General features: G+C 65.7%; 12 protein-coding genes. 4 read left to right on the forward strand and 8 right to left on the reverse strand.

Annotated features, from left to right (window positions below; translation table 11 throughout):
• Together VAPA_RS14385 and VAPA_RS14390 are read left to right on the forward strand one after the other, a co-directional pair.
• Positions 1 to 1089, forward strand: a complete 1089-nt coding sequence (locus VAPA_RS14385; protein WP_021007504.1) for a phosphotransferase — start codon at positions 1 to 3, stop codon at positions 1087 to 1089.
• 31 nt (positions 1090 to 1120) lie between these two features.
• Positions 1121 to 2392, forward strand: a complete 1272-nt coding sequence (locus tag VAPA_RS14390; RefSeq protein WP_021007505.1) for an acyl-CoA dehydrogenase family protein — start codon at positions 1121 to 1123, stop codon at positions 2390 to 2392.
• 80 nt (positions 2393 to 2472) lie between these two features.
• On the opposite strand, the gene VAPA_RS14395 is transcribed toward VAPA_RS14390, so the two are convergent.
• The 5 genes from VAPA_RS14395 to VAPA_RS14415 all read right to left on the reverse strand — a co-directional run bounded on the left by VAPA_RS14395 (position 2473) and on the right by VAPA_RS14415 (position 8004).
• A complete protein-coding gene (locus tag VAPA_RS14395; RefSeq protein WP_021007506.1) occupies positions 2473 to 2952 on the reverse strand; it encodes a GNAT family N-acetyltransferase in 480 nt (159 codons plus the stop codon).
• A gap of 2 nt (positions 2953 to 2954) precedes the next feature.
• Positions 2955 to 4292 carry a phosphoglucosamine mutase gene (gene glmM, locus VAPA_RS14400; protein ID WP_021007507.1) on the reverse strand — a complete coding sequence of 446 codons (1338 nt, stop codon included), beginning with the start codon at positions 4290 to 4292 and terminating at the stop codon, positions 2955 to 2957.
• Positions 4289 to 5179, reverse strand: a complete 891-nt coding sequence (folP, locus tag VAPA_RS14405; protein ID WP_021007508.1) for a dihydropteroate synthase — start codon at positions 5177 to 5179, stop codon at positions 4289 to 4291. Before folP ends, glmM begins: the two co-directional genes overlap by 4 nt.
• 60 nt (positions 5180 to 5239) lie before the next feature.
• Positions 5240 to 7156: an ATP-dependent zinc metalloprotease FtsH gene (gene ftsH, locus VAPA_RS14410; protein ID WP_021007509.1), complete on the reverse strand. Its 1917-nt coding sequence runs from the start codon at positions 7154 to 7156 to the stop codon at positions 5240 to 5242.
• 179 nt (positions 7157 to 7335) lie between these two features.
• Positions 7336 to 8004 carry an RlmE family RNA methyltransferase gene (locus tag VAPA_RS14415; RefSeq protein WP_021007510.1) on the reverse strand — a complete coding sequence of 223 codons (669 nt, stop codon included), beginning with the start codon at positions 8002 to 8004 and terminating at the stop codon, positions 7336 to 7338.
• Between the two features lie 33 nt (positions 8005 to 8037).
• On the opposite strand from VAPA_RS14415, the gene VAPA_RS14420 reads away from it, so the two are divergent.
• Both VAPA_RS14420 and VAPA_RS14425 read left to right on the forward strand, forming a co-directional pair.
• Positions 8038 to 8517, forward strand: a complete 480-nt coding sequence (locus tag VAPA_RS14420; RefSeq protein WP_021007511.1) for a YhbY family RNA-binding protein — start codon at positions 8038 to 8040, stop codon at positions 8515 to 8517.
• Between the two features lie 41 nt (positions 8518 to 8558).
• On the forward strand, positions 8559 to 9278 hold the full coding sequence (locus tag VAPA_RS14425) for a hypothetical protein (protein WP_047787268.1): 720 nt from the start codon (positions 8559 to 8561) through the stop codon (positions 9276 to 9278).
• Positions 9279 to 9315: 37 nt separating this feature from the next.
• Here the strand turns inward: VAPA_RS14425 and VAPA_RS14430 are convergent, their stop codons facing one another.
• From VAPA_RS14430 to VAPA_RS14440, 3 genes are all read right to left on the reverse strand, one after another.
• Positions 9316 to 9741, reverse strand: a complete 426-nt coding sequence (locus tag VAPA_RS14430) for a DUF4149 domain-containing protein (protein ID WP_021007513.1) — start codon at positions 9739 to 9741, stop codon at positions 9316 to 9318.
• A gap of 8 nt (positions 9742 to 9749) precedes the next feature.
• A complete protein-coding gene (greA, locus tag VAPA_RS14435; RefSeq protein ID WP_021007514.1) occupies positions 9750 to 10226 on the reverse strand; it encodes a transcription elongation factor GreA in 477 nt (158 codons plus the stop codon).
• Between the two features lie 64 nt (positions 10227 to 10290).
• The gene (locus VAPA_RS14440; RefSeq protein ID WP_021007515.1) at positions 10291 to 11160 is read right to left on the reverse strand and encodes a Kdo hydroxylase family protein; all 870 of its coding nucleotides are present in this window, start codon (positions 11158 to 11160) and stop codon (positions 10291 to 10293) included.
• Positions 11161 to 11168 lie beyond the last annotated feature (8 nt).

Below are 11168 nucleotides of genomic sequence, written 5' to 3' on the forward strand. Positions count from 1 at the left end.
ATGAGCCAGGACTTCTCCAACTTCATCGGCACCCGTACGGTCTCGCAGCAGCATGCCTTCGACGTCGAAGCGCTCGCAGCCTGGCTGGCGAAGAACCTCGACGGCTTCCAGGGCCCGCTGACGGTCGAGATGTTCAAGGGCGGGCAATCGAACCCGACCTACAAGCTCGTCACGCCCACGCAGAGCTACGTGATGCGTGCCAAGCCGGGCCCCGTTGCCAAGCTGCTGCCCTCGGCCCATGCGGTGGAGCGCGAATTCAAGGTCATGAGCGGCCTGGCCGGCACCGACGTGCCCGTGCCGCGCATGCACTGCCTGTGCGAAGACGAAGCCGTCATCGGCCGCGCCTTCTATGTGATGGAGTTCATGCAGGGCCGCGTGCTGTGGGACCAGGCGCTGCCCGGCATGAGCAACGCCGAGCGCACGGCCATCTATGACGAGATGAACCGCGTCATCGCGGCGCTGCACACCGTGAAGTTCGCCGAGCGCGGGCTGGCCGACTACGGCAAGCCCGGCAACTACTTCGAGCGCCAGATCGGCCGCTGGAGCAAGCAATACGTGGCCTCCATCACACAGCCCATTCCCGAGATGGACAAGCTGATGGAATGGCTGCCGGCGCACATGCCGCAAAGCGCGCGCGACGAGAAGATGGTGTCCATCGTGCATGGCGACTTCCGGCTCGACAACCTGATGTTCCACGCCACCGAGCCGCGCGCGATTGCCGTGCTCGACTGGGAACTGTCCACGCTCGGCCACCCGCTGGCTGATTTCAGCTACCACTGCATGTCGTGGCACATCTCGGGCGCAACGTTCCGCGGCATCGGCGGGCTGGACCACAGGAGCCTGGGCATCCCGACCGAGAGCGAATACATCCGCAGGTACTGCGAGCGCACCGGGCTCACCACGCCCGAGGCGCTGGCGCCCGACTGGAACTTCTACCAGGCCTACAACCTGTTCCGCATGGCCGCGATCCTGCAGGGCATCGCCAAGCGGGTCGAGGCAGGTACTGCTTCGAGCGAGCAAGCCGTGGCCTCGGGCCGCGGTGCACGCCCCATGGCCGAAATGGCCTGGCAGTTTGCCCAAAAGGCATAACCGCTCCCACACCCCCACCAGGAGACAGAAGATGGACTTCGAATACTCGGCAAAAACCAAGGAACTCCAGAAGCGCGTGAGCGCATTCATGGATGCGCACATCTATCCGGCCGAAGCCGAGTATTCGGCCGAGCTGGCCGCCAACACGGCCGCAGGCAAGCGCTGGACGGCGCTCAAGACCGTCGAGAAGGTCAAGGAAAAGGCCAAGGCCCAGGGCCTGTGGAACCTGTTCCTGCCGGTCGACAGCGCCGCAGCCTCGGGCTACGAAGGCGCCGGCCTCACCAACCAGGAATACGCGCCGCTGGCCGAGATCATGGGGCGCGTGCCGTGGGCTTCGGAAGCCTTCAACTGCTCGGCGCCGGATACCGGCAACATGGAGACCATTGCCCGCTACGGCTCCGAAGCCATCAAGGCGCGCTGGCTCAAGCCGCTGCTCGAAGGCCAGATCCGCTCGGCCTTCGCAATGACCGAGCCCGATGTCGCCTCCAGCGACGCCACCAACATCTCGACCCGCATCGAGCGCCAGGGCGACGAGTACGTGATCAACGGCCACAAGTGGTGGATCTCGGGCGCCGCCGATCCGCGCTGCGCCGTCTTCATCACCATGGGCAAGAGCGACCCCGATGCGCCACGGCATTCGCAGCAGAGCATGATCATCGTGCCGGCCGACGCCAAGGGCATCCGCATCGTGCGCCCGCTCAACGTGATGGGCTACGACGACGCGCCGCACGGCCACGTCGAGATGTACTTCGAGAACGTGCGCGTGCCGGCCGACAACATGCTGCTCGGCGAAGGCCGCGGCTTCGAAATCGCACAAGGCCGACTTGGGCCCGGACGCATCCACCACTGCATGCGCCTGATCGGGCTGGCCGAGCGCGCGCTCGAGCTGATGTGCAAGCGCGCCTCCTCGCGCGTGGCCTTCGGCAAGACGGTCGCCTCGCAGACCGTCACGCAGGAGCGCATCGCCGAAGCGCGCTGCAAGATCGACATGGCGCGCCTGCTCACGCTCAAGGCCGCCTGGCTGATGGACGTGGCCGGCAACAAGGTCGCGAAGAACGAGATCGCGATGATCAAGGTGGTGGCGCCGAGCATGGCCTGCCAGGTGATCGACTGGGCCATGCAGGTGCATGGCGGCGGCGGCATGTGCGACGACTTCCCGCTGGCCTACGCCTATGCCGGTGCCCGCACGCTGCGCTTTGCGGACGGCCCGGACGAAGTGCACCGCAACGCGATCGCCAAGTGGGAGCTGGGCAAGTACTCGCCGAACAAGGTCGATGCGGATATGCCCGTCACGCGCTTCTGATCTGTCTTGCCCCCTCTCCCCTCGGGGAGAGGGTCGGGGTGAGGGCCGACGGCGATCAATGCGCCTCGGCCCTTTTTGCTTCAGAGCTTCTTCTGCAGAAACACGGCGTGGCCGAACGCCGGATCGAGCTGATAGCCGATGAACCCCTCGCGCTCGTAGCTGCGCAGCGCCGGCGCATTGCCCGAAAGCACTTCGAGCGTGAGCTTGCAGGCGCCCCGCGCGCGGGCCTCCTGCTCCACCCGCGCAAACATGCGCTGCGCGACGCGCTGGCCGCGATGGCTGGGCAGCACGACCACGTCGTGCACATTGACCAGCGGCTTGCAGGCAAAGGTCGAAAACCCTTCGATGCAGTTGACCAGGCCCACGGGCGCTTTCCCGTCATACGCCAGCACGCTGAAGACTTGCGGCCGCGCGGCCAGCGCCGCGGGCAGGCCAGCTCGCACGCCTGCTTCGAGCGGCGTGCCGCCGCCAGCGGGGTCGCGTGCGTACGCGTCGAGCAGGTCGACCAATGCGGCTGCGTGCGCTGGGTTGCGGTAGTCCGCCAGGACGACCTCGATCATCGTCACCGCGCGGGCTCGAGGGTTGCAGCAAGCCGCTTCGCGCAAGACTCGGCCTGCTTCGCGTCGCGCGCCTCGACCATCACGCGCACCAGCGGCTCGGTGCCGCTCGCGCGGATCAGCACGCGGCCGCCGTCGCCGAGCTCGGCTTCGATGCGCTGCGTTTCGCTGGCCAGCGCATCGTTGTTCTTCCAGTCCTGCCCCGGCGTCAGGCGGACGTTGATCAGGACCTGCGGAAACAGCGTGATCTCCGCGAGCAGCTGCGCCACCGTCTTGCCGCTGCGCACGCAGGCCTGCAGCACCTGCAGCGCGCTCACGATGCCGTCCCCGGTGGTGTGGCGGTCGAGCGCCAGCAGATGGCCCGAACCCTCGCCGCCCAGGAGCCAGCCACGCTTTTCGAGTTCCTCGAGCACATAGCGGTCGCCCACCTTGGCGCGCACGAGCTCGATGCCCTGCCCGCGCAGCGCCACCTCGATGGCCTTGTTGGTCATGAGCGTGCCGACCACGCCCGCGGGCTTGTCGCCGCGCGCGATGCGCTCGGCCACCATGAGGTAGAGCAGTTCGTCGCCGTTGAACAGCCGTCCGCTGGCATCGACGAGTTGCAGGCGGTCGGCGTCGCCGTCGAGCGCAATGCCGTAGTCGGCCTTCTGCGTCGTCACGGCCGCGACCAGCGCGGCCGGATGGGTCGCGCCGAAGCCCTTGTTGATGTTGAGGCCGTCGGGTGCGCAGCCGATGCTGGTGACCTCTGCGCCCAGTTCGTGGAACACGTTCGGCGCCACCTGGTAGGCCGCGCCGTGGGCCGCATCGACCACGAGCTTCATGCCGCGCAGCGTCAGGTCGTTGGCGAAGGTGCTCTTGCAGAACTCGATGTAGCGGCCAGGCGCGTCGTTGAGGCGGCGTGCCTTGCCGAGGTTCGCGGAGTCGACCCACACAGGGGCTTCCTCGAGCGCGGCCTCCACCGCAAGCTCCCATTCATCGTCGAGCTTGGTTCCCTGTGCGCTGAAAAACTTGATGCCGTTGTCCGGGTAGGCGTTGTGGCTGGCGCTGATCACCACGCCCAGGCTTGCGCGCTGGGCGCGCGTCAGGTACGCCACGCCGGGTGTCGGCAGCGGCCCCAAGAGCACCACGTCGACCCCGGCAGAGTTGAAACCGGACTCCAGCGCGGACTCGAGCATGTAGCCCGAGATGCGGGTGTCCTTGCCGATCAGCACCGTGGGACGCGACTGGCTCTTCTTGAGCACGCGGCCCACGGCATGCGCGAGGCGCAGCACGAAATCGGGTGTGATGGGCGACTGGCCGACCGTGCCGCGGATGCCGTCGGTGCCAAAGTATTTGCGGGTCATGGGATTTGTTCTTGTTGTCGAGTTTGTTGTGAATATGTCTCTTCGGCCTTCATGGCGCGCCACACGGCGATGGCCGCCACGGTGTCGCGCACATCGTGCACCCGCACGACGGCCGCACCCCGGTCCACGGCGAGCACCGCGGCCATCACGCTGGGCACCAGGCGTTCGGCGGCCGCCGGAATGCCGCTGACCGTGCCGATGGAAGACTTGCGGGACCAGCCCAGCAGCAGCGGATAGCCGGCTGCGAGCAGTTCGCGCTGGCGTGCCAGCAGCGCAAAGTTCTGTGCCACGGTCTTGCCGAACCCGATGCCCGGGTCCAGCGTGATCCGCGAGGGATCGACCTTCAGCGCGCGAAGCTGTGCCACCTGCTCGGTCCAGAACGCCAGCACCTCGGGCACCACGTCGCCCTGCATGGGCGCGGTCTGCATGGTTTGCGGGTCCCTGTGCATGTGCATCAGGCAGACGCCGCACGAGGGATGCGCAGCCACCGCTTCGCGCGCACCGGGCTGCCGCAGCGCCCAGACGTCATTGACGATGTCGGCGCCGAGCTCGAGCACCGCACGCATGACTTCCGGCTTGTAGGTATCGACGGACAGCGGCACGTTGAGCTTCACGGCCTCCCGGACTACCGGCAGCACGCGCGCCAGTTCGGCATCGAGCGGCACGGCCGGGCTGCCGGGGCGGGTCGATTCGCCGCCGATGTCGAGAATGTCGGCGCCCTCCTTCAGCAACTGCTCGCAATGCCGCAGCGCGGCCTCGGTCGAGGCATGCGCCCCGCCGTCGGAGAAGGAATCGGGGGTGACATTGACGATGCCCATCACGCGCGGCTGCGCGAGATCGATTGCAAACCGGGTGGTCTGCCAGACCGCTGCGGGGGCCATCGTCATGCGGCACCTTCATCGAAAACGGGGCCCATGGCCCCGTTGGTGTTGAACACCGGATGCACTTCAGGCAACAGTGGGTGCCGGATCCGGATTGACTGCCGGCGTGCCGCCGCTGCCGCCACTGCCCGAAGGCGGAATGCGCGGCGTCCAGTCCTTGGGCGGACGCGGTGCGCGGCCGGCCATGATGTCGTCGAGCTGCTCGGTGTCGATGGTTTCCCATTCGAGCAGGGCCTTGGCCATGGCGTGCATCTTGTCGCTGTTTTCCTCGATCAGGCGGCGCGCCAGGGCGTACTGCTCGTCGATGATGCGGCGCACTTCGGCGTCGACCTTTTCCATGGTCTGCTCGCTCATGTTGGTGGTCTTGGTGACCGAGCGGCCGAGGAACACTTCGCCTTCGTTCTCGGCGTAGACCATCGGGCCCAGCGCGTCGGTCATGCCGTAGCGCGTGACCATGTCGCGGGCGATGGAGGTCGCACGCTCGAAGTCGTTGCTGGCGCCGGTGGTCATCTGGTGCATGAACACTTCTTCGGCGATACGGCCACCGAACAGCATGCTGATCTGGTTCAGCATGTATTCGCGGTCATAGCTGTAGCGGTCCTGCGCCGGCAGGCTCATGGTCACGCCAAGGGCGCGGCCGCGCGGAATGATGGTGACCTTGTGGACCGGGTCGCACTTGGGCAGCAGCTTGCCGATGAGCGCATGGCCGGACTCGTGGTAGGCCGTGTTGCGGCGCTCTTCCTCGGGCATGACCATACTCTTGCGCTCGGGGCCCATGAAGATCTTGTCCTTGGCCTTCTCGAAGTCCTGCATCTCGACCACGCGCGCATTGCGGCGTGCGGCCATCAGGGCGGCTTCATTGCAGAGGTTGGCCAGGTCGGCGCCGGACATGCCGGGCGTGCCGCGGGCGATCACGCTCGGGTTCACGTCCTGGCCCAGCGGCACCTTGCGCATGTGAACGGCAAGGATCTGCTCGCGGCCGCGGATGTCGGGCAGCGTGACGTACACCTGGCGGTCGAAGCGGCCGGGGCGCAGCAGTGCGGCGTCCAGGATGTCGGGGCGGTTGGTGGCAGCCACCACGATCACGCCGAGGTTGGTTTCGAAGCCGTCCATCTCGACCAGCATCTGGTTCAGGGTCTGTTCGCGCTCGTCGTTGCCGCCACCCAGCCCGGCGCCGCGCTGGCGGCCCACCGCATCGATTTCGTCGATGAAGATGATGCAGGGCGCGTTCTTCTTGGCGTTCTCGAACATGTCGCGCACGCGGGCCGCGCCCACGCCGACGAACATTTCGACGAAGTCGGAACCCGAGATCGAGAAGAACGGAACCTTGGCTTCGCCGGCAATCGACTTGGCCAGCAAGGTCTTGCCGGTACCCGGAGGGCCGACCAGCAGCAACCCGCGCGGAATGCGGCCACCGAGCTTCTGGAAGCGCTGCGGGTCTTTCAGGAAGTCGACCACTTCACGGACTTCTTCCTTGGCTTCGTCGCAGCCCGCGACGTCGGCGAAAGTGACCGTGTTGTTGTTCTCGTCCATCATGCGGGCCTTGCTCTTGCCGAAGCTGAACGCTCCGCCCTTGCCGCCGCCCTGCATCTGTCGCATGAAGTAGATCCAGACGCCGATCAACAGCAGCATCGGGCCCCAGCTCACCAGGAGCGTCATGAGGAGCGAGCCCTCTTCGCGCGGCTTGACGTCGAACTTGACGTTGTGATCGATCAGGTCGCCCACCAGGCCGCGGTCGAGCACGGTGGCGGTTGTGCGGATCTTGCGATCTTCGTTGGTGACGGCCACGATTTCTCCGCCGCCGGCGCCCTCAGGAATGACGGCGCTCTTGATCTGGTTGTTTCGGACCTGATCCAGGAACTCCGAATAACTCACCATCCCTGAGCCAACGCCGCCTCGGGTGTCGAACTGCTTGAACACAGTGAACAACACCATGGCAATGACGAGCCATACGGCAACTTTGGAAAACCACTGATTGTTCAAACGAAGCTCCAGTCGAAAGCGCGTGACAAGATTGTGAAAAGAACGCGCTATGGATACGCAATTGCGCCCCATTTTAGGCTTTTCAAGCTGCGAAAAGCGGGCATTTCCCTAAAGCAGCCATAGCCTGACAAGGGTTAGCGCCCCAACGGCGCCCTTCCATGGCCCTTTGCGTCAAGGTATCAAAGCGTTTCCTGGGCCTTCAGACCCATGCCGATGAGAAAGGTTTCGGACGATTTGTCCCGCGAAGCCTTGGGTTTGAAAGGTTTCACGGTGCGGAAATTCGCCTTGAACAGCTTCACCAGCTCGTCATAGCCGCTGCCGTGAAAAAGCTTGGCCACCAAGGCTCCCTCGGGCTTCAGATGGTGCTGGGCGAAGTCGATTGCAAGCTCGATCAGGTGCGCCACGCGGGCGGCATCGGCCGAATGGATGCCCGACAGGTTGGGTGCCATGTCCGAAACCACCAGATCGGCCTTCCGGCCGGCCAGCACGCCCAGCACCTGCTCCAGCAGCTGCGCCTCGCGGAAATCGCCCTGCAGGAAGGTCACACCCTCGATGGGCTCCATCGGCAGGATGTCCAGCGCGATGATGGTGCCGTTCAGCTCGCCGGCCGCCGCCCCCTCGGGCGACATGCGCCGCCGCAGGTACTGGCTCCAGGCCCCTGGGGTGGAGCCCAGGTCGACCACCAGCTGGCCCGGCTTGACCAGCCCGAGCGACTCGTCGATTTCCTTGAGCTTGTAAGCGGCGCGTGCGCGATAACCCTCTCGCGTGGCCAGTTTCACGTACGGATCGTTGATGTGGTCGTGCAGCCAGGCTTTGTTGACTTTTTTGCTTTTGGCTTTGGTGCTCATGGAGGTCTTTGTATACGCGTCGATAATACGGGGATGCCCGCCATTCAACTTACCCCTGCCGAGCGCAAGGTGCACCGCGCCGAAGCTCATCACCTGGATCCGATCGTCATGGTCGGTGGAGACGGGCTCACCCCTGCCGTGAAAAAGGAAGCCGACGCGGCGCTCAAGGCCCACGGCCTGATCAAGGTTCGCGTCTTCTCCGACGACCGCCTGGCTCGCGATGCCATGCTGCGCGAACTCGCCGACGAGCTCGACGCCGCCCCCATCCAGCACATCGGCAAGCTGCTGGTGCTGTGGCGCCCCAAGCCCGAGAAAGAGCGCGTGGTCGATGAAGACCGCATGCCCGGCCCACGCGACATCAAGGTGCTGAAGTACAGCAAGCGCGGCGGCCAGCGCCCCGAAATCAAGACCCTGCGCGTGCTCGGCAACCAGCGGCTCACCCCCGGCGGCACCATCAAGCGCGCCAAGGCGAAGCGGCCGCTCTCGGCCAAGAAACGCAACCAGGCAGACTGAACTTGGCGCCAGCGCAAGGCGCTCAGCGCCACATTCTCTGCATGAAGTGGGGCACCAAATACGGCCCCGAATACGTCAACCGCCTCTACGCGATGGTGCGCCGCAATCTCAGCGGCGACTTCAAGTTCGTGTGCCTGACGGACGACGGCACCGGCATCCGCCCCGAAGTGACCTGCCTGCCGATCCCACCGCTCAACCTGCAGCTGGCTCCCGGCCAGCGCGACGGCGCGTGGAAGAAGCTCACCACCTTCGAAAAGGATCTGCACGGCCTGCGCGGCACCGCCCTGTTCCTTGACGTGGACGTGGTCGTCGTCGGCAGCCTCGACGCCTTCTTCGAGCAGCCCGGCGAGTTCCTGATCATTCACGACTACGCACGCCCCTGGCGGCGCGAGCGAATCACCGGAAATTCGTCGGTCTATCGCTTCGAACTGGGCGCCCATGCCGACGTGCTGGCGTATTTCCGTGCCAACATGGACAAGGTCCAGGCCGAGTACCGCAACGAGCAGGCCTACCTGTCCGACGTGCTGCACAAGCAGGGCAAGCTCTCCTACTGGCCCGCGGCCTGGTGCCCGAGCTTCAAGTACCACGGCATTCCCACGTGGCCTACCAACTACTGGGAAGAGCCCTTCGTGCCGGAGGGCGCGCGCATCATGGTGTTCCATGGCGAATGCAATCCGCCCGATGCACTGGCGGGCCGGCGCAACCGGGCTTTTCGCTACATCCGGCCGGCGAACTGGGTCGCGAAGTTCTGGAAAGAATGAACGGGAATGGCGGTATGGATGATGCCGCCGCCGGTATTCAGCCCGCGGCAGGCGCCCGGGCGCCGCCCATGCGCCACAGCAGCGCGCCGGCACAGAGCCACTGAACCAGGTACATCCCGCTTCCCACGGCATGCCACAGCTTGAGGTTGTCGCGCGCGAGAATGCGGGGCGCCACGGCATATTGCTGGAGCAGCGCCAGCAGCAACGCACCCAGTATCAGGAAGATGGCCGTCATCGAGGCGCTGTCGATGCGGTCGTCCATCTTCGTCCTGAAATGAACCAGGAGCAGCAGACCGCAGCCAATGGCAATCCAGCTCTGCGCCTCGAACAGCTGGCCCGCGAAATTGCCCGCCACCGCGGGATTGCCGAGCCTGGCGAAGAGCATCGGCACGACCAGGAAACCGATCGTCGTGAGGCTGCCCCACCAGAAGGCGGCCAGCAGCAGCGCAAGACGGTCTTTCATCCGGCGGATCAGATGTAGCGGACGGCCACGATCTCGTAGCGCTTGAGGCCGCCGGGCGCCTGCACCTCGGCGGTGTCGCCCTCCTCCTTGCCGATGAGCGCACGCGCGATCGGGCTGGAGATGTTGATCAGGCCCAGCTTCAGGTCGGCTTCGTCCTCGCCGACGATCTGGTACTTGACGGGCTCGCCCGAGTCTTCTTCCTCGAGTTCCACGGTCGAGCCAAACACCACCTTGCCGCCGGCGTCAAGCTCGGCCGGATCAATGACCTGGGCAGCTGAAAGCTTGCCTTCGACTTCCTGGATGCGGCCCTCGATGAAGCCCTGGCGGTCCTTGGCGACTTCGTATTCGGCGTTCTCGCTCAGGTCGCCCTGCGCGCGGGCTTCGGAGATCGCATTGATGACCCAGGGGCGGTCCACGGTCTTGAGCTGATGCAGCTCGGCGCGCAGCTTCTCGGCACCGCGCTTGGTAATTGGAATGGTGGCCATGTTTGGTTCTCCATAAAGCGAAACCGCCGAACGCTGCCGTTCGGCGGTCGATTGGGGGACAGGATCAGACGAGGGGGCGTCCGGTCAGCCGGCTCAGGATGGCGAGCGGGCTCGAATCCGGATTGTATTGCTTCGAGGCGGGCAGATGAAGAGTCTGCTCGAGCATGTACTGGCCCGCCATGACAGCATGGGACGTCTGGTCGGAAAAGCACACCCACACCGACCCAGGCGGGAACTTCGCAGTTTCCTGCGGCGAGTTTTCCTGGTAGGCCAGGTCCGACTTCATGCCGTCGTGCAGTTGCAACATCAGGTGGTCGTACTCGCTGCGGAACGCCTTGGTGACGCGCAGCGCGCGCAACACCTTGGCCTGCCAGCGCACATAGGGCTTGGCACGCGGCAGGAAGCGCCTGGCAATGTCCTCGAAGGGCTCGCCCACGCGCCACACGCGCGGTGCACCCTCGGGGTTGACGTTGGTGAACACGCGCAGGATGCGCTCGCCGTAATTGGGTCGCGACGGGAATGCGTCGACGTGCAGCCGACGGTCATCGGCACGCCACGACTGCACGCGCGTCTCGACCTTTGCCGGCCGGTAGCTGGTCGGCGCCAGGCGCAAGGCCGGCGTGTAGTGCGGCAGCAGGCCCTGGATCAGCTGCTGGGCTTGCGCCCGGAACCGCCCGACCATCGCGGTCGCCGCGCGCTGCACCGCCTCGTCGCCGGCCACGCCCTTGAGCTTGCCGTTGGCGTCGAGGCTGATATTGCGCACGTCGGGCGACAGCAGGCTGGGCGTCAGCAGGCTGCGCTCTTCGGGCAGCAGCTCGAAGCCCAGGCGCGGGAAATACAGCACCTTGCCGGCTTCCAGCGCAGCGATCCACGCCTCGTTGGGTGTGGCTGCGCGCCAGTCGGCAAGGTCCAGTTCGACGAGCTGGGTTTCCATGACGACGC

Source organism: Variovorax paradoxus B4, from assembly GCF_000463015.1.
Classification (GTDB): Bacteria; Pseudomonadota; Gammaproteobacteria; order Burkholderiales; family Burkholderiaceae_C; genus Variovorax; species Variovorax paradoxus_E.

Bases quoted from the DNA above. Each gene is read 5' to 3' on its own strand.
- VAPA_RS14385 (WP_021007504.1), top strand. From the start codon at position 1: ATGAGCCAGGACTTCTCCAACTTCATCGGCACCCGTACGGTCTCGCAG.
- VAPA_RS14390 (WP_021007505.1), top strand. From the start codon at position 1,121: ATGGACTTCGAATACTCGGCAAAAACCAAGGAACTCCAGAAGCGCGTG.
- VAPA_RS14395 (WP_021007506.1), bottom strand. From the start codon at position 2,952: ATGATCGAGGTCGTCCTGGCGGACTACCGCAACCCAGCGCACGCAGCC.
- glmM (WP_021007507.1), bottom strand. From the start codon at position 4,292: ATGACCCGCAAATACTTTGGCACCGACGGCATCCGCGGCACGGTCGGC.
- folP (WP_021007508.1), bottom strand. From the start codon at position 5,179: ATGACGATGGCCCCCGCAGCGGTCTGGCAGACCACCCGGTTTGCAATC.
- VAPA_RS14415 (WP_021007510.1), bottom strand. From the start codon at position 8,004: ATGAGCACCAAAGCCAAAAGCAAAAAAGTCAACAAAGCCTGGCTGCAC.
- VAPA_RS14420 (WP_021007511.1), top strand. From the start codon at position 8,038: ATGCCCGCCATTCAACTTACCCCTGCCGAGCGCAAGGTGCACCGCGCC.
- VAPA_RS14425 (WP_047787268.1), top strand. From the start codon at position 8,559: ATGAAGTGGGGCACCAAATACGGCCCCGAATACGTCAACCGCCTCTAC.
- VAPA_RS14430 (WP_021007513.1), bottom strand. From the start codon at position 9,741: ATGAAAGACCGTCTTGCGCTGCTGCTGGCCGCCTTCTGGTGGGGCAGC.
- greA (WP_021007514.1), bottom strand. From the start codon at position 10,226: ATGGCCACCATTCCAATTACCAAGCGCGGTGCCGAGAAGCTGCGCGCC.
- VAPA_RS14440 (WP_021007515.1), bottom strand. From the start codon at position 11,160: ATGGAAACCCAGCTCGTCGAACTGGACCTTGCCGACTGGCGCGCAGCC.